This window comes from Pseudomonas sp. PI1, assembly GCF_000812405.1.
In the GTDB taxonomy this organism is placed as follows: domain Bacteria; phylum Pseudomonadota; class Gammaproteobacteria; order Pseudomonadales; family Pseudomonadaceae; genus Pseudomonas; species Pseudomonas citronellolis.
Window position 1 is genome coordinate 52,175 of record NZ_JWMC01000045.1, and the last position, 19,856, is coordinate 72,030.

A 19,856-nucleotide genomic window follows, 5' to 3' on the forward strand; every position below is an offset into this window, starting at 1 on the left:
AGGGCGAATAACCGTTCGCGGTTATCCGCCGCCTGACCTTGGCCCCGCATCGCGCGGAGCCAACCTTGGCGTCCCTCTACCCCGCCGGTGACAACGTCCCCAACAGCGACACGACGGCCACCGCAGCCACCCCGCACACCCACTCCAGCACCACGCTGCGCCGCAGCGCCAGCAGGCGCTTCTCGCGGAAGGCCAGCGCCACGCGGTTGAGCAGCGCCAGGGCGAACATCCCCGCCACCAGCAGCAGCTTGATCGTCAGCACCAGCCCGAAGGTGGAAGTGCGCGGGTCCGGCCATTGCCCGACCAGCGCCCAGACGTTCACCAGCCCGCTGGCCGCAACCCCGGCCACCAACAGGTAGCCGACGCCACTGAAACGCCGCAGCGCCTCGCCATGGGTGGAATCCGGCGCGCGGTACAGCAGCGCCGCCAGCAACAGCAGGCCGCCGAGCCAGGCGCCGGCGCAGAGCAGGTGCAGGGCCTGGTTGAGCATCAGTCCGACACCAGCCCAGCCGTCGAGCATGGCGCCATGGCCCACCGGCGCCAGGCTGGCCAGCACGGCGCCGGCCAGCAGCACGCGCAGCGGGTTGTCCGCCGACAGCGGCAGGCACAGCGCAACCAGCAGCGCGACGTTCGCCAGCAGGTGCCAGGCCCAGACCTGGCCGAAGAAGGTCTGCCCCAGCACCAGCCGCAGCGTCGGGCCGTCCAGCGCGGCGGACCAGTCGCCGGCCATGCTCGCCGCCACCAGGCCGAGCCAGGCCAGGCCGCTGAGCAGCGCCAGCGCGGCGGCGATGCGTTGCCCGGCCAGCACGCGGCCGTCCAGCGCAGCGAGCACGGCGGGCTCCTGGCGGCGCAGCACCGCACGGAACAGCGCCACGCCGAACAGCGTCAGGGTCAGGGCGAGATGCAGGAAACGGCAGAAGACCAGGGCGTCATCCATGGCGGATGCGGCTCATGGTTCAGGGCGCGACCTTGAAGGCGTAGCTGCCGTTGCTCTTGTGGGTGTCCACCGAAACGGCGTGCCATTCCACCTTGTACTCGCCGGCGGGCAGCGGCTGGTCGAAGGTCACCACCAGCACCTTGGCGTCGCCCTCGGTGGTGGCGATGCCGGCCACCTTCACGGCCTTGCCGTCGGCGGCGGTGACGGTGACCTTGGTGAACTTCGCCTCGACGCCCTCGGAGAAGGTCAAGCGCAGCTCCCTGGGGGCGGCGGCGGTGCTGTCGGCGGCGGGGGTTTCGCTCTTCAGGTGGGCGTGGGCGAAGACGGCGGGGGCGTTGAGAAGGGCGAGCAGGCCAAGGGTGGCGAACAGGGGGGAACGGCGCATGGCGGAACCTCGAATGGATTGCGGCGCCCGGCAGCTTAGCAAACCCGGCAGCTTAGCAAAGAGGTTGGGGGTGTAGGGGGTTGGTGCTTGCTGGTGAGTTCGGTGCTGTGGTTTTGCTCCCCCCCTCTCCCTAACCCTCTCCCTGAAGGGAGAGGGGACCGTTCGGCATGCTTGGGTACTCCTGAGTCAGCCGGCAAACGCCATTCTCTCCGCCGGCACGGACAAGCCCCCTCTCCCTTCAGGGAGAGGGCTGGGGAGAGGGCGCTCTAGAACCCAACCACCCACTCCCCTGGAAGCACCATTCGCGGGCAAGACAACATCACCCCTGCAACCGACTCACATCCCCCGGATCGATAGAAGCCCCAGCTCCCAACTCCTCCCGCTGCTGCGCCAGACGCACCCCCTCCTGCGCAGTCAGCGCAAAAAGCTTCTCCGGATCAGCCTGCCGCAGTTGCAAGGCCAGCTTCTCCATCCCCTCGGCCACCACGATGTCGTGCTGCCGCGCAGCCAGGCCGGCGAGGATGGTCTGGGCCGCCACCGCCGGGTCGATGCCGTTGTCGATGTTGGTGTCCGAGCGGCCGCGCTGGGTGCCGTTGCCTTCCAGGGAGTTCAGCGCGATGGCGGTGCGCACCGAGCCCGGCAGGATCACGCTGACGCCGATGCCGTAGGCCGCCTCCACTTCCGCACGCAGCGCCTCGAAGTAGCCGACCACCGCGTGCTTGGCGCCGCAGTAGCCGGTGCGCAGCGGCGCGCCGACCTTGCCGGCCACCGAGCTGACCACCGCCAGTTGCCCGCCGCGCTGCTCCACCAGGCGCGGCAGCAGGGCCTGGGTCAGGGCCACGGGGGCCAGGTAGTCCACTTCCATCAGTTGGCGATAGACCGCAAGGCCGGTATCCAGGGCCAGGCTGCGCTGGCTGACGCCGGCGTTGTTCACCAGCAGGTCGATGCGCCCGCGCCAGGCCCAGGCCTGCTCCACCAGGGCCGGCAGGCGCTCGTAGTCGGTGCTTTCGAAGGGCAGCACCAGGGCCCGCTGCGGGGCGCGTCCGGCCAGCGCCTGCAGGGCCTCGACGCGGCGGCCGGAGAGGATCACCTCGGCGCCCTGCTCCAGCAATGCCAGCGCCAGCGCCTCGCCGATGCCGGAAGAGGCGCCGGTTATCCACACTACCTTGGCTGCGAAACTCATCTTGTTGTTCTCCTTGGCCTACGGGCGCACGCCGCCCGCGTTGCCAGGCAGGCTAGGCCAGCGCGCGGCGCAGGACTGCCGGAAACCCGACAATTGGCCCTGGCTTGCAGCGGCCGGGCAAGGCGGTCAAAGTGCCTCGACCCACTGCCCGAACCCGTCCCATGCCCGATACCGAAGACCTCCTGCAGCAATTGGGCGCCAACCCCTGGTTCGCCCGCCTGGCGCCCACGGTGCGCCGCACCCTGGCCGCCGAGGGCCGGCGCCAGCCGTTGCGCGCCGGCGAGTTCGTGTTCCGCCAGGGCGACCGCGGCGAGCACTTCCTCACCCTGCTGCACGGCAAGCTGAAGGCCTCGACCCTGCGCGAGGACGGCAAGGAAGCGATCCTCGCGGTGCTGGAGCCGGGCCACTGGTTCGGCGAGGCCTCGATGCTCGACGGCCTGCCGCGCACCCACGACGTGCTCGCCAGCCGCGACAGCGAGGTGCTGGGCGTGGACCAGGCGACCTTCGACCGGCTGATGCTCGACAACGGCTTCGCCCGCGCCGTCTGCGTGCTCCAGGCGCAGCACACGCGCCTGGTCTACCGCCTGCTGGAAGACGCCATGCTGCGCTCCACCCGCGCCCGCATCGCCAGCCGCCTGGAACAGCTGGCGCGCGGCGACGGCAGCATCGACGGCGAGCAGCGCCAGCTGGTGCGCATCAGCCAGGACGAGCTGGCGATGATGCTCGGCATCAGCCGCCAGACGCTGTCCCTGGAACTGCGCGAGCTGGTGGCCGGCGGCGCGCTGGAGCTGGGCTACCGGCAACTGCGCATCGTCTCGCTGGAGCGGCTGCGGGAGATGGCGGCGCAAACGTAAAGGATGGGCTGGGCGTAGGGCGTATAACCGTTCGCGGTTATCCGCCGTTTGGCCCAGGTCACAGCCACGCCAAGGTCAGCCTTGGAGCCGCCTGGATCACGGTCAAACGGCGGATAACGCCGTAGGCGTTATCCGCCCTACGTCGTGATCGGGCTTGGCGCGGTTACGTTTCCAACTCCCGCAGGCGCTGTTCGAGGAAGCGTCGTTCCGGTTCCAGGCGCGTCAGCGCCAGCGCGCGCTGGTACGACTCGCGGGCTTCGGCGGGGCGGTCCAGGCGCCGGCAGAAGTCGGCGCGGGCGGCGTGGGCCAGGTGGTAGTCGGCCAGTTCGCCGCGGGCGAGGATGGCATCCACCGCTGCCAGCCCGGCCTCGGGGCCGTCGCGCATGGCCAGGGCCACGGCGCGGTTGAGTTCCACCACCGGCGAGGGCTGCAGTTGCAGCAGCGCGTCGTACAGCGCCACCATCCTCGGCCAGTCGGTGCTGGCCAGGTCCGCCGCCTCGGCGTGCACCGCGGCCAGGGCCGCCTGCAAGGTGTAGGAACCGAAGCGGTGGCTGGCCAGGGCCAGGCCGACCAGGCGCTGGCCCTCGGCGATCAGCCCGGCGTCCCAGCGCGAGCGGTCCTGGTGCTCCAGCAGCACCAGCTCGCCGTGCTCGTCGCTGCGCGCGGCGCGCCGCGATTCCTGCAGCAGCATCAGCGCCAGCAAGCCCAGCACTTCCGGCTCCGGCAGCAGCTCCAGCAGTTGCCGGCCCAGGCGGATGGCCTCGGCGGAAAGCTCGGCGCGGGTCAGGGATTCGCCGCTGGAGGCCGCGTAGCCCTCGTTGAACACCAGGTACACCACGCGCAACACGCTGGCCAGGCGCTGAGGCAACTCGGTCGGCTCCGGCACCTGGTAGGGAATGCGCGCATCGCGAATCTTCTGCTTGGCGCGGACGATGCGCTGGGCGATGGTCGCGGGCTGCGCCAGAAAGGCCCGGGCGATTTCCTCGGTGCGCAGGTCGCAGACTTCGCGCAGGGTCAGCGCCACCTGGGCGTCGGCGGCCAGCGCCGGGTGGCAGCAGGTGAACACCAGGCGCAGGCGGTCGTCCTCCAGGCCTTCATGCTCGGCCTCTTCTTCGCCCTGGGCGTCGATCTCCAGTTGGCGGACGATCTGCTCCAGCGAGGCGTCGAAGCGCACCCGCCGGCGCAGGTGGTCGATGGCCTTGAAGCGCCCGGCGGAGACCAGCCAGGCCCGCGGGTTGTGCGGCAGGCCATCGCGCCCCCACTGCTCCACGGCGGCGGCGAAGGCGTCGTGCAACGCCTCCTCGGCGCGGTCGAAGTCGCCCAGCAGGCGGATCAGCGTGGCCAGCACGCGCCGCGATTCGCGGCGGTAGATTTCATCCACCGTATCGCGCAGCGACGGCGGCGCGTAGTCATGCATGCGGCCGGCTCATGGCTGGGCGTCGAACAGCAGTTGCCCGGTGTGCATGTCGAAGGGAATGGAGAAATGCTCGTGGACGATCTTCCATTCCCCGTCCACCCGCCGCAGGCCGAAGCTCGCCCGCGCCCAGGAGGCCTTCTCCTCGCCCTTCTCGTCCTTGCCGCCGCAGTACGACAGGTAGTGGCCGAAGGCGACGTCGCCGCCCTGCTCCACCGCCAGGTGGTGGCGCTCGAAACGCGTCTGCTGGCAGGCCTGCAGGCAGGCGCGCCAGTGCTGCGCGTAGGCCTCGCGGCCGACGAACTGCAGCTGGGCCACGGCGTCGAAGGCCAGCACGTCGTCGCTGTAGTGGCGGACGATGGCCGCCACGTCGCCGGCCTGTGCCGCTTCCAGCCAGCCGTCCAGCAGGCGCTGGATGGCCGGGTCGATGGGACTTCCCATGGCGATTCCTCCTCTTCAGGATGCGCAGCAGCCGTGCGGCGGTTGCTCGTCGTCGTAGCGGTCATGGTAGCGCAGCCAGTTCATGCCCTTGCCGTCGAGGTCGGCCATGCCGCCCCAGCCCTCGCCGCGGCCCAGGGGCGTGAGGTCGAGCAGGTGGTAGGTGAACAGCGGCGCCTCCAGCCCGCGGCCGTAGACGGAGTAGCTGTGGTAGACGCTGTCGCCGTCGCGCAGGAAGACGCTCAGGCCCGGCTGCTCGCCCTGGATGTGGTAGTCCTGGCCCAGGCGCCGCAGTTCGTCCAGGTCGCGGTAGTTGTATTCGATCGGCGCCACCTTCTCGTCGAGGGTGACGTGGAAGTCGTAGTTGAAGTCGCTGCCGAAGGACGAGTACCAGGGCAGCCGCCAGCCCATGCGCGCGCGGAACGGCGCGATCTCCGCCAGCGGCGCGCGGGACACCAGGGCCAGGGTGGTGCCGCGGGCGTGCAGGTGCTCCAGGCGGCCGAGGTTGTCGACCAGGAAGGAGCAGCCCTCGCAACCCTCGCCACGGTCACGGTGGAACATGAAGTGGTAGACGATCAGCTGCGGCCGGCCCTCGAACAGGTCGAGCAGGCGCAGCGGGCCGTTGGGGCCTTCGAAGCGGTAGTCCTTGTCGATGCGCACCAGCGGCAGCTTGCGCCGCTCGGCGTTGAGGGCGTCGCGGGCGTGGGTGGCCTCGCGCTCCAGCTGCCACAGGCGCTTGCGCGCGGCCAGCCAGTCTTCGCGGGGCACCACGGGCGGCAGGGTGAAGTTGTCGATGCTCATGCTTGGCTCTCCTCTTCGAGCGGCTCGCCGCCGCGGCGGATGGCGGGGCTCAGCCCCGGGCGGCGAAGTGCTGCTCCCAGTCGCGGATCGGCCGCACCTCGATGCAGCCCAGGCGCCCCGGCGGGATCTTCGCGGCGATCTGGATGGCCTCGTTGAGGTCGCGCGCCTCGATCAGGTAGAAGCCGCCGAGCTGCTCGCGGGTCTCGGCGAAGGGCCCGTCGGTGACCGACAGCTGGCCGTCGCGGTGGCGCAGGGTGGTGGCGTTCTCCACCGACTGCAGGGCCTCCACCGCCAGCAGCTGACCGCGCTCGCGCAGCTGCTGCTCGTAGCCCAGGCACTCTTCCACCACGGCGCGGTAGTCATGGGCGGGCAGCTGCGCGGCGGCTTTCTCGTCCAGGTAGATCAGGCATAGGTATTTCATCCTCGGCTCCTCCGGCAGTGGGACGCAGATACCTATAGTCGCGCCGGACATACAGGGATCGACAGCAGGTCGGTTTTATCCCCCGCCAACGGACGAACGGTCGCTCATTCGTAGGTCATGGTGAAGGTCGCGGTGACCGCAACCTGCCCGCCCGTCACCGTGCTGGCGGTCTTGTAGTACTTGGCCGCCAGCGGGATGCTCACCGCCTGGCCGGCGCCCGTGGTGGTGGTCTGCAGCGCGCGGGTGGCCAGGGGCTGCACCAGGGTGCTGCTTACGTCGCCATAGAACAGCTGGACGCCGACGCCGCCGGCCATGCCGGCGCCGCTGGCGTTGTCGAGGACCTGGTTGCCGCTGCTGGCGCCGTCGATGCGGTACCAGACCTGCACCCCGCTGTCGCAGCGCAGGTTGATGTGGAAGGCGCGGGCCTTGCCGTTGTCGGCCAGCACGCCGAGGCCGGCGGGGAAGTCGCTCTTGAGCACGGTCGGCAGCGGCACGGTGATGCCCTGGCTGTCGGGGTTGATCTCGCAGGCCCGCGAGGTGACCGCGGTGGCGCCGGTGAAGGTCAGCTGCGCCACCTGCAGGTTCTGGTACGACACCGTGGAGGTGCCGCTGACCTGCAGCTGGCCGCCGTTGAGGATCGGCCCGGTCTTCACCAGGCGCACCCACCAGGAGTTCTTCAGCGGGTACTGGGTGGCGCTTACCGGCCAGGCCAGGCTGGCGATGGGCGTCACGTTGTTGTAGTTCGGGTTGCAGTTGGCGTTGTTGCACCAGTAGACCGAGATGCCGATGCCGTCGATGTTGGTCTTGAACACCGAGGGGAAGCCGTTGCTGTTGGTGAAGCCCGGCACGGCGGCGCCGATGCCGGCGGCCAGCACGCCGGAGACGACGCCGGTGCTGTTGCAGCTGATGTTGTTGCCGCTGGCGGAGACCCAGCCGCTGCTCCACAGCTCGGTGTTCGGCGTGGCATCGACGGGCACGCTGATGGTCGCCGGCAGGCTGATGTTCAGCTGCGAGGTCATGTAGCCGGAGTCGAAGCTGCAGCTCGCCCAGGCCGTGGTCGACAGGCCGCCGAGCAACAGCAGCAGGCAGAACAGGAAAATCTTCTTCATGGATACCTCGTCGAACGCGGCCGCCTAGCGGGCCGCCAGTTCACCGCCGGCGGACGGGCGCACGCACACCGCCTCGGCCTGCTGGAAGGGTTTGCCGTCGCCGGCCGCGGCCGGCACCTGGTAGCGCGCCCGGCATTGCCGCTGCGGGCCTTCGCCCCAGCGCACCTGCAGCTCGCCGCTGGTGTCGCGCAGGCGCAGGAACACCCGGCTGCCCTGGCCCACCAGGGTCAGGCTATTGCCCTGGGCGTCGAGCACCTCGGCGCCTACCGGCAGGCTGTTGCCCTGCTCGTCCAGCAGGCGCAGCAGCAGCGGCTGGCCGCTGACGGTGGGGTACTTGAGCATCACCACCGCACCGTAGCGAGGCGCCACGTTCTGCGCGGTGGTCTGCAGCTCGACGTCGTCGGGCAGGCCCTTGGGGTCGAGCGCCACCTGGTTCTCGCGGTAGGGCATCAGGCTGGAGACCACACCGTAGCCGTTGCCGCCGACCGCGCCGCCGCTGCTGTTGACCAGCGCCGCGCCGGCCGCGCCCCTGGCCTCGATCACCGCGCGGGTCTCGCCCTGGGCCTGGCTGAAGTTGATCCCGCCCGGGTGCGCCACCACGCTGCCGGTCAGGCCCAGGCCGTACTGGTGGTAGCCCTCGCCTTCGCTGTAGCTGGCCGACAGGTTGGTCTGCGGCGCGCGGTACTGCACGTTGGCGCCGCCGGTGTTGCTGCTCTGCCCGTCGATGCGGCTGCGCGAGCCGTACACGCCGTAGCTGAACTGGTTGTAGTCGCCCAGCGAGCCGGCCACGCTCAGTTGGCTGTTGATATCGCCGTTGCTGTTGCGCGTGGTGGTGCTGTTCAGATACGGCGCGTGGCTGGAGCGCCCCAGCGGCAGCGACAGGTTGAGCATGTACTGGGTGTCGGTCTCGCCGGACAGCGCGCGGGTGCGGTTGGCCGACAGGCTCAGGCTGCCCCAGCTGAAGCTGTTGGAGTAGCCGGCCTGGTAACTCATGTCGCTGCCCTTGCCGGTGTTCCAGTAGTTCTGCGCCGAACCGCTCAGGTACAGGCTGCCCAGGCGCTCGCCCAGGGGCTGGCTGAGGTTGACCTGGAAGCGGTTGCGCTGGCGCCAGGCGATGTAGTTGGCGTCTTCCGGCGAGCGCGCGTAGGCGAAGTCGGCGAAGTTCAGGTAGCCGTCGCTGGAGAAGCGGTAGGCCGCCACCGCGAAGTTGGTGCGGGTGGACTCCAGCAGCTTGCTGTAGCTCAGGCGGAAGCTCTGGCCGCTGGCGCTGCCGCCCTGGTCGCCGGCCTTCAGGCCGCTGGCGTGGGACTGGGTGACGTCGAAGGCGAAGGCGCCCACCGGCGTGCTCAGGGCCAGACCGCCCTGCAGCGCCAGGTAGTTCTCCGCGACTATGCTGCCGGTGTAGCCGGTCCACAGGTTGGAGATGCCGCGCTGGTAGGTGCCCTGGACGAAGTTCGGGGTGTCGTCCAGGCGGTCGTCGCGGTACTTGCCGGCGGTGACGCTGTAGCGCGACACGCCCGGGCGCAGCAGCTGCGCGACGCTGGCGAAGGGCACGGTGAACTGGCGCACGCGGCCGTCGGCCTCGGTCACCGTCACTTCCAGGTCGCCGGCGTAGCCGGAGTTGTACAGGTCGTCGATGACGAAGGGCCCGGGCGCCACGCTGGTTTCGTAGAGGACGTTGCCGCCCTGGCGCACCGTGACCTTGGCGTTGGTCTCGGCGGTGCCGCGGATGGCCGGGGCGAAGCCGCGCTGCGAGTCGGGCAGCATGCGGTCGTCCGAGGCCAGCTGGACGCCGCTGTAGGGCACGCTGTCGAACAGGTCGGCGGGGGTGAAGTATTCGCCCAGGGTCAGCTGCGATTTCAGCGCGGTGACGTCGCGCTGGGCGTAGCTGCTGATCGCGTCGTAGTGCCGCGTGCTCTTCTGCCGGTCGCCCTGGCTCTGGCTGTAGCTGCCGTTGTGGCGCAGGCGCCAGTCGCCCAGGTTGAGCCCGGCGTTGAGGCCGGCGTAGTACTGGTCCTGGGTGCCGCCGGCCTCGGTGCGGTAGGCGTTGGCGTTGTAGTCGACGAAGGCCGCGGTGACGCCGCGGTCCCAGTCGCGCGGATCGACGTAGCCGCGCGACACCCGGCCCAGGTAGGCCTGGGGAATGCTCAGGTCCAGGCGCAGGTCGCCCTGGACGAAGTCCGCGCGGGCGCCGGGCACCAGGCGCACCACGTCCACGCAGTCGGCGTCCTCAAGGGCGCGCGCGGCGGCCTTGGCGTCCGGCAGCCGGGCGCTGTCCAGGCCCAGGGCCGGCAACTGGCTGCGCTTGAAGCAGTAGCTGGGCGGGGCGTCGCCCTCGCCGCCGCGCACCCGCAGTTCCTGGCGGCCGGTCCAGGTCTGGTTGACGTAGACGTCCACCCGGTAGCTGCCCGGGGTGACCGGGTTGCCGTGCTCGTAGCGCGTGACGTCCAGCGGGCGGCCGTCGGGGCCGCGCAGGAAGGCCGGGTTGAAGGCGGCATAGAGCGCGTCCTCGGCGGCCCGCGGCGCGTCTGCCGGGAAGGCGGCCCAGGCCGCGGCGATGGCCAGGGCCAGCGGCCCCGGGCACGGCCAGGCGCGCCGGCGCGCGGCCGGAATACGGCGGGAATGACGAGACATCGATGTACCTTGTCGGATCGGCCCTCGCGCGCCAGGCGCGGCCGGGGTCAATGCAGGCTGGCGGTTCGTTCCGGGGCGGCGCCGTAGTCGCTCATCCAGCGGTAGCGCACCTGCCCGGCGCCCGTACCGCCGGCGAAGCCGTCGAGGGCGAAGGTCTGGCTGGCGAAGGGCGCGATCATCCCGCCCGCCGCCTTGTAGTCGCGGCCGCCCTGGACCAGGGTCAGGCCGCTGTAGGACAGGTGGTAGGGGCTGGAATTGTCACCGCGCAGGGCATAGCCCGCGCCCTGGCGCACCAGCTGCCAGCGCACCTGGCCCACCGCGCTGCCCACGTCGCCGGGCAGCCCGGCCGGCCGGTAGAACAGCTTCAGCCGCGAGCGCACGGCGATCTGCATGTAATTGGCCTCGGCGCCCTGGGGCATGGGCGGCACTTCCAGGGCGTTGAACCAGAACAGCGACTCGCGGTCCTGCGGCAGCTTCTCGCCGGTGAACATCAGGCGCACGCTCTGGCCCTTCTGCGGGTCCAGGCGGAAGATCGGCGGCGTGATGAGGAAGGGCGCGTTGGCGGTCTGCGGCGTGGAGCGTTCGTCGCCGCGGTCGGCCCAGACCTGCATCAGCACCGGCTGTTTGCCCTGGTTGGTCAGGCGCAGGGTGACCTCGCGTTCCTTCGCCGGGTAGATCACCCGCGTGCCGTCGATGACCACCCCGGCGCGGGCCAGGGGCGCGCCGAAGGCGAGCAGCAGGAGGCCGGCCAGCAGCCAGGCCGGCCGCAGCGAGGGGAAGACTTGTTTCATGGGTACCTCGATGCCCGGGGCGGAGCCTCGGGCAGGTCGATCACGGGTGGATCACTGGTAGATCAGCTGGAAGTTCGCCTGGGTCGCGACGTCACCCGCGCCAGCCCCGCCGGCCGCGGAGAAGTAGCGGGCGTAGTAGTTCAGGTTGATGTCGCCGCCGGACACGTCGGTGGACTCGCCGCGGGCCACCTGGGCGCTGTAGCTGTCGTTGTGGATGTTGATCGGCTGCTGGTTCTTGTCCAGCAGCTGCACCGCCACGGCGCTGGCGCCGCCGGTGTTGACCAGGTTGCCGTTCATGTCGACGTTGGCATCCGGGACGAAGGCGACGGACACGACGTCGGCGCCAGCGCCGGAGCTGCCGGTGCAGCCGGAGACCTTGACCGAGAACGGGGTGATGCCGGTGTTGCTGCCCGGGTTCTGCAGCAGCGACTTGTCGACGTTGGGCAGGGTCACCTGGACATTGCCCGAACCGGCGTCCACCGAGCAGGTGGTGTCCACCACCTTGCCGGTGATCTGGATCTGCCCGGTCTGGGCCGCCTGGGCGTTTAGCGACAGGCCGGCGCCGGCCACGATCAGGGCGGCGAGCAGGTTCTTGTGCATGATCGAACTCCAATTGAATGCGGTTGCGCTGGCTGCCTGCCGAGCGGCAATGGCCCGCCCGAGGAACCCGAGCCACTCGAAGGTTCCTCGCCACCGCCTTCCAGCGCAGTGGCGATGGAGGGCCGGCAGCCTCGACGCCGCATACTTTAGGGAGTGCGTAGAAAGGCTTTAATCAGACAAATCTCAAAGGAATTTCAAACTCTTCCTATGGATGGAACGAGAAGATTCCTACAGCCTCTCACTGGAAGAGCTCGGCCTTGATGCAGAAGGTCAGCAGCGCCTGGTCGCTGTCCACCTCCAGCTTGCGCATGGCGGCGATCTTCTGCGCGCTGACGGTCTTCACGCTGCGGTTGAGCACCCGGGCGATGTCGCGCACGCTCAGACCCGAGACGAAGTGGCGCAGCACTTCGTACTCCTTGGTCGAGAGGCTGGCGATGCGCCCCTCGATGTCGTCGCCGCCGGGCAGCACGCTGTTCGGGTCCTGCATGCAGGCGCCGCGGTAGATGCGCCCGCCGGCGATGGCGTCGAGCGCCGCGAGGATTTCCTCCGGGTCGCTGCTCTTGGGCACCACCCCGGCCACGCCCAGGTCGTAGAGGCTGGAGAAGATCAGGTTGTTGCTGAGCATGGTGTAGATCAGCACGCGGGTGCCCGGGAACTGCCGCAGCAGGTAGCCGACCAGCTTGAGGCCGTCGCCGTACTGCTCGTCGCCGGGCATGTTGTAGTCGGCGATGACGATGTCCGGCGCCAGCTCGCCGTACAGGCGCACCAGTTCGCTGGAGTTGGCGGCCATGCCGACGATGGAGAAGCGCGGGTCCCCCTGCACCACTTCGCGCACGCCCATCCGTACGATCGAATGATCATCGGCCACCACGATTCTGAGTTTTTCCATAACGGTCTCTTGGTCATGCCTGTTGCCCGCCGCAGCGACGGGCCGTCCTTCTCAGCTTAGCCCTCAGAGGCTGCGCAGAGCCTCGTCGATCCGCGCCAGCAGGCGCTCCACCCGCGGATCGTCGCAGTCCACGCGGCCTTCCCCGAGGCCCTCCTCCAGCAGCCGGCAGCTGCGCACCAGGGCCTGCCCGCGCACCACCGCCAGGGCCCCGGCCATGCGGTGCAGGGCCTGGCACAGCGCTGCCGCGTCGCCCGCCTGGCGGGCCTGGGCGGCGCTTTCCAGGTCCTGGCGCATGGTGTCGACGAACAGCCGCAGCATGTGCGCCGGCACCTGCAGCCCCGCCGCGGCCTGCGGCGCCTGCGCAATGCCAGCCGCCACGCCGGGCGCCGCCAGCGCGCGCAGGGTGTCGTGCAGCACCTGCAGGCTCAGCGGCTTGACCAGCCAGGCGTTCATCCCCACCGCCCGGCAGCGCTCGCCCTCCTCGCGCATGGCGTTGGCGGTCACGCCGATGATCGGCAGCGCCAGGCCGCGCTCGCGCAATTCGCGGGTCAGCTGGTAGCCGTTGCAGTGCGGCATGTTGACGTCGGTGAGCAGCACGTCGAAGGTCTCGCCCTCGAACTGCCGCAACGCCTCGCGGCCGTCGCCGGCCAGGCGCACCTGGCAGCCCAGCTCCTCCAGCTGCTCGCGCAGCAGCACCTGGTTGACCGGGTTGTCCTCGGCCACCAGCACCCGCAGGCCGAGCTTGCCGAAGCGCGGCGGCTCGGCCACCGCCGGCAGCTGCTCCTCGCCGTTCTGCGCCAGCGCCAGGGCCCGGGCGATGCCGCGCAGGCTGAGCGGGCTGACGCACCAGGCGCCGCGCTCGAACTGCGGCTGGCCGGCGGCCTCGGCCAGGACGCGCACCCGCGGCCCCGACCAGTCGCAGCGCTCCAGGGCATCGGGAAACAGCTCCAGCAGCACCGTCGTCGCCTCGCTGCCGGGCGGCGGCTCGCCGGGCAGCACCAGGCAGCCCCAGCGCTGCAGCCAGGCCTCCAGGCAGCCGGCCAGCTCGCGCACGGCGCCGCGCAGGTACACCGGCCCGGATTGCAGCTGCACCTCGGCCAGGGCGCTGCCGCCCTCGCCGCTTTCGGGCAGGTCGAGGAACAGCGAGAAGCTGCTGCCCAGGCCCGGCTCGCTGACCAGGCGCAGCTCGCCGCCCATCAGTTGCGTGAGCCGCGAGCAGATGGCCAGGCCCAGGCCGGTGCCGCCCAGGCTACCGTGGCCCTCGGTGACCTGGAAGAAGGGTTCGAACAGGCGCGGCTGCAGGTGCTCGGGAATGCCGATGCCGGTGTCGGTGACCTGCCATTGCAGGCGCACCCGCGGCCCATCGTGGCCGAGCACCTTCAGGCGCAGCACCACGCGGCCGACGTCGGTGAACTTCAGCGCGTTGCTCAGCAGGTTGTTCAGCACCTGGCGCAGGCGCGCCGCGTCGCCGTGCAGGCGCGCCGGCACCTCGGCGTCGATGCAGGCGTACCACTGCAGGTGCTTGGCGGCGGCGCCGACGGCGAAGCCGCGCATCACTTCCTCGGCCAGGTCCAGGGGGCTGAAGTCCTCCTCGGTGAGGAGCATCTGCCCGGCCTCGATCTTGGACACGTCGAGGATGTCGCTGATCAGTTGCAGCAAGGTCGTCGAGGAGCCCTGGATGGCCTGCAGGTAACCGCGCTGCTGCACGTCCAGGCTGGTGAGGGCGAGCAGTTCCAGGGTGCCCAGCACGCCGTACAGCGGCGTGCGGATCTCATGGCTCATGTTGGCCAGGAACAGCGTCTTGGCGGCGTTGGCCGAGTCCGCCGCGCGCTTGGCCTCGGCCAGCGCGCCCTGGGCCTGGTGGTAGGCGGTGATGTCGCGGAACACGCAGAGCAGCGCTTCCTCGCCGTGGTAGCGGGTGGCGGCGAAGGCCGCCTGCAGGTACAGGCCGTCGTTGCGGATGCACAGCTCGCCGTGCTGCCAGCCGCCGTCGAACAGCCGCCAGTCGCGGGCCAGGGCGAGGATGTCGGCCTCGCTGCCCAGCCACTGCGCGGCCAATTGGTTGTGGATGATCAGCTGCTGGCCGTGGCGGCCCAGCACGCACAGGGCCACCGGCGCGGTGTCGATCACCGTGCGGCTGAAGGCGTCGCTCTCCACCACCCGCAGGTGCGCCGCGCTGGCCGGCCCCACCACCCGCCGCGCGTACCAGCGCACGCTGTACAGGCCGATGCCCACGCCCGTCAGCACCAGCGCCGGCAGGCTCAGCAACAGCCACTCCAGGTTGCGGAAGAACAGCGTGTAGTCCACCCCGTAGACGGCCACCCAGCCGCCGTGGGGCTGGCTGCGCAGCTTGAACAGCATGCCGCGGCTGCCCAGGCTCAGGCCGTCGTCCAGCTCCGCCGGACGCGGTGGGCCCATCAGTTGGCGGCCGTCCGGCGCCAGCAGGGTCAGCTGGCCGAACAGCGGGCGCAGGAGGGTCTGCTCGTAGTCGTTGATGCGGTCCAGGTCGAGCAGGCTGGCGGCGATCACCTGGCGCTCGCGCTCGCCTTCCCACCACAGGCTGTCCGGCAGGTCGACGGTGACGTAGCCGAGCAGCGCGCGGCTGTCGCCGTGGTAGGTGTCGGCGCGGCCCCAGTGCACCTGGTAGTCGTGCGCGGGGGGCGGGCGCTCGCGCACGCCGGCGGCGACCCGCGCGGCCACTTCGAGGAAGGTGTCGCGGGCCAGCCCGCCGCGCCCCGGGGAGCTGGCCAGAGCCGGCACCGCGATGCTGGTGGTGCCGTCCAGGTCGAACAGCAGCGCCTGCGGCGCCGGGTAGCTGGAAGTGCTCCAGACGCTGGAGTAGAAGTTCGCCAGCATCACCCCGAGGGAGAACGGCCCGGTGGAGACGCCGTCCGCCGGCGCGTGGTCGCGGGCGGCCAGGGTGAAGGGCATGGCGAAGGAGAACTCGCGGCCCTCGTAGACCTCCATCGGCCCCTCGCGCCATTGCAGCGAGAGCTGCAGCGGCACCACGTCCTGGTCGCGCTTGCGCGTGGCCTCGTCGCTCTGCTGGGCGATGCGCAGCAGGAACGCCTCGTGCTCGCGGATGTCGCCCATCAGCCGGGAGAAGTGGAAGTCGATCTTGTCGTACTCCTCCTGCAGCACGCGCTTGATCGCCCAGAAGCTCACGCCCACCAGCCCGAGGCTGAGCGCCAGCAGCCCGAACAGCCAGAAGTTCAGGCGCTGCGAGCTGCGGGCCAGCTTGCCGATCGAGCCTTCGTTGTGTTCCAAGGTGCAATGGGCTCCGCGCATGAAACATGCAGAACATGATTCGCTGACTGTAGATGGCCCCGGGCGAGCCCGCGAGGCTGCGCCGCCGGCGCGGCGCCGGACGAGGCTCAGGGAGCCCCCGCCGGCCCGTCTTCGTGCAGCAGGCGGTCGAAGGCCTCGGCGCACACCGCCTCGGAGATCAGGAAGCCCTGTACCCGGTCGCAGGCCAGGCGCCGCAGCAGGCTCAGCTCGGCGGTGCTCTCCACGCCTTCGGCGACCACTTCCAGGCCCAGCCGGTGGCCCAGGGCCACGGTGCTCTCCAGGGCCGCGGCGAGGGATTCGTCCTCGACGCTGCCGTGCACCAGGGCGCGGTCGATCTTCAGTTCGGTGAAGGGCGTCGACACCAGGTTGTACAGCGAGCTGTAGCCCTGGCCGAAGTCGTCCTGGGCCAGGCCGAAGCCCTTCATGCGCAGGCGGCAGGCCCCGGCATGGTAGTTGCCGGGCCGGCGCGTGGTGCTGCTTTCGGTCAACTCGAAGCACAGCGAGGCCGGCTCGCCGCCCTGCAGCACGACGAAGTCGGCCAGGCGGTCGGGCAGGCCGGGGTCGTCCAGCAGGTGCGTCGGCAGGTTCACCGACACCGGTATGCGGTAGCCCTGCTGGCGCCAGCCGGCCTGGGCGCGCAGCGACTGCTCGATCATGGTCCACAGCAGCACCTGCTCCAGGCCGTGGCGGGCCAGGTCGTCGATGAAGGCGCCGGGCAGCAGCAGGCCGTGCTCCGGGTGCAGCCAGCGCACCAGGGCCTCGGCGGCGACGATGCGCCCGTCGCGCAGCGACTTCTTCGGCTGGAACCAGGCCTGCAGCTCGCCCCGCGCCAGGGCCAGCAGCAGTTGCGAGCGGCTGAAGCAGGTCGCCTGCCGGCCCGGTTCGCGCGCGGCGCCCTGGCGCTGGCCGAGGCGCTCCAGCAGCCGCGCGATGGCCGCCGGCGGCGCCGGCTTGGCGATCAGGTCGAGCACCGTCAGGCCCAGCGCCCGGGCCGCCTGGCAGGCGCCGCCGAGCACCCGCTGCGGCGCCGAGCTCATCAGTGCCAGCTGCGGGCGCCACTCCAGGGTGGACAGGTGCTGGATCAGCTGCACGCCGTCCATCCCCGGCATCAGCAGGTCGCTGAGCACCAGGTCGAAGCGCTGGCGCTCCAGGCGCTCGATGGCCTCGGCGCCGTCGGCGGCCGCCTCGAGGTAGCACACGCCCTGGGTGCGCAGTTGCTCCAGCAGGTACTCGCGCTGGAAGGCCTGGTCTTCGACGACCAGCACCCGGTAAGGCAGGGGGTTCATGAAATCTCCTTCGCTGCCGCCAGGCAGCGGTACAACGTCTCCAGGTCCACCGGCTTGAGCAGGCAGTCATCCATGCCGGCGGCGAGGCAGCGCTCGCGCTCCTCGCGCATGGCATTGGCGGTGGCCCCGATGATCGGCTGCTGCCAGCCGCGCTGGCGCAGTTCGCTGGCCAGTTGGTAGCCGTCCATGCGTGGCATGTTGAGGTCGGTGAGGACCACGTCGATGTCTTCGGCGCGCCCGCGCTGCAGGGCTTCCTGGCCGTTGCCGGCCAGCTCCACGCGGCAGCCCAGGGCGTTCAGCTGGTCACGCAGGATCAGTTGGTTGATCTGGTTGTCCTCCACCACCAGCACGCGCAGCCCCTGCAGGTCGCGTGCGGCGCCCGCCGGGCGTTCGCGCTGGGCGCCGCCGCTGAGGCAGCCCTGGGCCAGCCCGATGGCCCGGCCCAGGGCGCCCAGGCTGTGCAGGCCGACCAGCCAGTCGCAGCCCAGGCGCGCCGGCTGCAGGTGCCCCTCGGCGCTGAGCACCACGCGGCAGCCCGGCCAGCCCTCCAGCGGCGGCGCCGCCGGGCCGTGCAGGCGGACCTCCACCAGCACCGACTGGTCGTCGGCCTCGGCCAGCAGTTGCGGCGTGGCCATCCGCGCCCGCGCGCCCCAGCGGGCGATCCAGCCGCACAGCGCCTCGCCCAGCTCGCGCATGGGCGAGAGCACCAGCACCGGGCCGTCCTCCAGAATCGGTTGCGCCGCCGCGGCCTCGACCGGCTCCAGCGGCAGGCTCAGGGTGAAGCTGCTGCCCAGGCCGAGGTCGCTGACCACCCGCAGGCGGCCGTGCATCAGGCGGGTGAGGCGCTTGCAGATCGACAGGCCCAGGCCGGTGCCGCCCACCTGGCGGGCGCTGCCGCCAACCTGGTAGAAGGGCTCGAACAGCCGCACCTGCTCCTCGGCGGCGATGCCGCAGCCGCTGTCGATCACCTGCCAGTCCAGGATCGCCTTGCCGCCCTCCTCGCCGCGCTGGCGCACGCGCACCAGCACGCGGCCGCTGTCGGTGAACTTCAGCGCGTTGCTCAGCAGGTTGCCCAGGATCTGGCGGATGCGCGTGGCGTCGCCGGACAGGCGCAGGGGCAGTTGCGCGTCGATGCAGCTGAACAGTTGCAGGCCCTTGGCCCGCGCCGCGCCGGCGAAGGACTGGACCACTTCCTCGGTCAGCTCCAGGGGCGAGAATTCCTCCGGCTCCAGCACCAGTTGCCCGGCCTCGATCTTGGACACGTCGAGCACGTCGCTGATCAGCTGCAGCAGGGTCGACGAGGAACGCTGGATGGCCTGCAGGTAGCCGGTCTGCTGCAGGTCCAGGCGGGTGCGGCCGAGCAGTTCCAGGGTGCCCAGCACGCCGTACAGCGGCGTGCGGATCTCGTGGCTCATGGTGGCCAGGAACAGCGTCTTAGCCTGGTTGGCGGCGTCGGCCAGCTGCTTGGCGCGGGACAGCTCGGCCTCGGCCTGCTTGCGCGCGCTGATGTCGCTGAAGGCGCAGAACAACACGTCCTCGCCGTTGTAGCGCGTCGGCGTGTAGCTCAGGTACAGGTGGCGCCCGCCGCCCACCGCCAGTTCCTCGCAGGCCGCGCCGCCGTCACTGGCGAAGGCCTGGGCGATCCAGCGCGCGCCATCGCGGGGGATCACCTGGCCGCCGTCCAGCCATTGCTCGGCCTGGGGGTTCTCCAGCACCACCGCGGCATCGGCGCGGCGCAGCACGCACAGCGCCACGGGGGCGGCGCGGATGACCGCGCGGGAGAAGGCTTCGCTTTCCTTGAGCGCCTCCAGGCGCTGCTGCGCCGGGCGGATCAGGCGCTGGTCGATGCGCTGCCCCAGGCGCTGCAGCAGCAGGCCGGCGGCCAGCGCCAGGCCGCTGGCCAGCAGGATCGGCAACCAGAGGGCAACCAGCAGTTGGCCGACGCCCTGGTGGTAGACCAGCGCCCAGTTCGAGGCGCCCAGGTGCTTGAGCAGGGCCACCTGCTGGGGAATCGGCCCCAGGCCGACGAAGTCGAAGCAGTCGCCATTCCACAGGTTGCGGAACACTTCGCCGTCGGGGCTTTCGGCGGGACTGGAGAACACCACCCGGTGCCGGCGGTCCAGCAGCAGGTAGTCGCCGGCCTCGGGCCGCTGCAGCGCCGCGTCGAGGTCGTCGCCGCGGATTTCCAGACCCAGCCAGCCGTCATCCAGGCGCTTGAACAGAAACAGCCGCCCCAGCGGGTCGCCGGGGTCGGCCAGCCAGCGCGTGCCCGGCCCCGCCCCGGCCCTGCCCGCCAGGGCGGCGAGCACGCCGGCCGGCAGCGCGGCGTCGGGGTGGCCCGCCTCGTTGAGCCGGCTGACCTGCGGCGTAGCGCCGGACGCCACGTGGATCAGCCCCAGGCGCTTGTCGCGCAGCTCAGCCAGGTCGCCGGGGAACAGCAGCAGCGCCCGCGCGGCGCCGGGCAGCGGCAGCAGCAACGGCGCCGGCCCTTCGCCGGGCCAGGCGGGTAGCCGCGTGGCCGCGGTGACGGGCGTGGCCAGCGGCACATGGCCGCGGCCGAGGTAGTCGAGCAACGACTCGCGCTGGCTGAAATACAGCTGCGCCTCGTACATGGCCGCGTTCATGTCGCGGCGGCGGATCGACACCTCATGGTTGAACGCCATGCTCAGGGCGAACGCCAGGCTGCACAGCAGGCACAGCAGCAGCGCGCCGCTGAGCAGGCGCAGCAGTTTGCGGGCGGCGCTGGGAGTGGAAAAGGAGGCGTCCAGCGGACGAAGGAATTGTCCTAACTTCATCCCATCAGCTTGTAGGCAATGACCTCAAACT

At 70.8% G+C, this 19,856-nt stretch carries 16 protein-coding genes; 1 reads left to right on the forward strand and 15 read right to left on the reverse strand.

Annotated elements, in window-relative coordinates; genetic code table 11:
* Window positions 1-76: 76 nt before the first annotated feature.
* The 3 genes from copD to RN02_RS15210 form a co-directional block, all read right to left on the reverse strand.
* Window positions 77-937 (reverse strand): copper homeostasis membrane protein CopD, encoded by an 861-nt coding sequence (copD, locus tag RN02_RS15200; RefSeq protein ID WP_043315165.1) that lies wholly within the window; start codon window positions 935-937, stop codon window positions 77-79.
* Window positions 938-956: 19 nt separating this feature from the next.
* Window positions 957-1,322, reverse strand: coding sequence for a copper homeostasis periplasmic binding protein CopC (gene copC / locus RN02_RS15205; RefSeq protein ID WP_043272415.1), 366 nt, complete (start codon window positions 1,320-1,322; stop codon window positions 957-959).
* Window positions 1,323-1,641: 319 nt separating this feature from the next.
* Complete coding sequence (locus tag RN02_RS15210) at window positions 1,642-2,505, reverse strand: SDR family NAD(P)-dependent oxidoreductase (RefSeq protein ID WP_043315166.1); 864 nt, start codon at window positions 2,503-2,505, stop codon at window positions 1,642-1,644.
* A gap of 161 nt (window positions 2,506-2,666) precedes the next feature.
* On the opposite strand from RN02_RS15210, the gene RN02_RS15215 reads away from it, so the two are divergent.
* Entirely contained in the window at window positions 2,667-3,359 is a 693-nt protein-coding gene (locus RN02_RS15215) for a Crp/Fnr family transcriptional regulator (RefSeq protein WP_082033815.1), read from the forward strand.
* A gap of 163 nt (window positions 3,360-3,522) precedes the next feature.
* Here the strand turns inward: RN02_RS15215 and RN02_RS15220 are convergent, their stop codons facing one another.
* The 12 genes from RN02_RS15220 to RN02_RS15275 all read right to left on the reverse strand — a co-directional run bounded on the left by RN02_RS15220 (window position 3,523) and on the right by RN02_RS15275 (window position 19,825).
* Complete coding sequence (locus RN02_RS15220; protein WP_043315167.1) at window positions 3,523-4,776, reverse strand: RNA polymerase sigma factor; 1,254 nt, start codon at window positions 4,774-4,776, stop codon at window positions 3,523-3,525.
* Between the two features lie 9 nt (window positions 4,777-4,785).
* Window positions 4,786-5,214, reverse strand: a complete 429-nt coding sequence (locus tag RN02_RS15225) for a YybH family protein (RefSeq protein WP_043315168.1) — start codon at window positions 5,212-5,214, stop codon at window positions 4,786-4,788.
* A 15-nt stretch (window positions 5,215-5,229) separates the two neighbouring features.
* Window positions 5,230-6,012 (reverse strand): DUF899 domain-containing protein, encoded by a 783-nt coding sequence (locus RN02_RS15230; protein WP_082033816.1) that lies wholly within the window; start codon window positions 6,010-6,012, stop codon window positions 5,230-5,232.
* 49 nt (window positions 6,013-6,061) lie between these two features.
* A complete protein-coding gene (locus RN02_RS15235) occupies window positions 6,062-6,433 on the reverse strand; it encodes a YciI family protein (RefSeq protein WP_043315170.1) in 372 nt (123 codons plus the stop codon).
* 104 nt (window positions 6,434-6,537) lie between these two features.
* Complete coding sequence (locus RN02_RS15240; RefSeq protein ID WP_043315171.1) at window positions 6,538-7,542, reverse strand: fimbrial protein; 1,005 nt, start codon at window positions 7,540-7,542, stop codon at window positions 6,538-6,540.
* 24 nt (window positions 7,543-7,566) lie between these two features.
* Window positions 7,567-10,176 (reverse strand): fimbria/pilus outer membrane usher protein, encoded by a 2,610-nt coding sequence (locus RN02_RS15245; RefSeq protein ID WP_082033817.1) that lies wholly within the window; start codon window positions 10,174-10,176, stop codon window positions 7,567-7,569.
* 47 nt (window positions 10,177-10,223) lie between these two features.
* A complete protein-coding gene (locus RN02_RS15250; protein WP_043315172.1) occupies window positions 10,224-10,967 on the reverse strand; it encodes a fimbrial biogenesis chaperone in 744 nt (247 codons plus the stop codon).
* 51 nt (window positions 10,968-11,018) lie between these two features.
* The gene (locus RN02_RS31690; protein WP_051879123.1) at window positions 11,019-11,567 is read right to left on the reverse strand and encodes a fimbrial protein; all 549 of its coding nucleotides are present in this window, start codon (window positions 11,565-11,567) and stop codon (window positions 11,019-11,021) included.
* 238 nt (window positions 11,568-11,805) lie between these two features.
* Window positions 11,806-12,456 (reverse strand): response regulator transcription factor, encoded by a 651-nt coding sequence (locus RN02_RS15260; protein WP_043272408.1) that lies wholly within the window; start codon window positions 12,454-12,456, stop codon window positions 11,806-11,808.
* A 63-nt stretch (window positions 12,457-12,519) separates the two neighbouring features.
* Window positions 12,520-15,723, reverse strand: a complete 3,204-nt coding sequence (locus RN02_RS15265) for a hybrid sensor histidine kinase/response regulator (protein WP_043315174.1) — start codon at window positions 15,721-15,723, stop codon at window positions 12,520-12,522.
* Window positions 15,724-15,830: 107 nt separating this feature from the next.
* Window positions 15,831-17,030 carry an EAL domain-containing response regulator gene (locus RN02_RS15270; protein ID WP_043272406.1) on the reverse strand — a complete coding sequence of 400 codons (1,200 nt, stop codon included), beginning with the start codon at window positions 17,028-17,030 and terminating at the stop codon, window positions 15,831-15,833.
* The gene (locus tag RN02_RS15275; RefSeq protein ID WP_043315175.1) at window positions 17,027-19,825 is read right to left on the reverse strand and encodes an ATP-binding protein; all 2,799 of its coding nucleotides are present in this window, start codon (window positions 19,823-19,825) and stop codon (window positions 17,027-17,029) included. The genes RN02_RS15270 and RN02_RS15275 overlap by 4 nt, the downstream gene beginning before the upstream one ends.
* Window positions 19,826-19,856 lie beyond the last annotated feature (31 nt).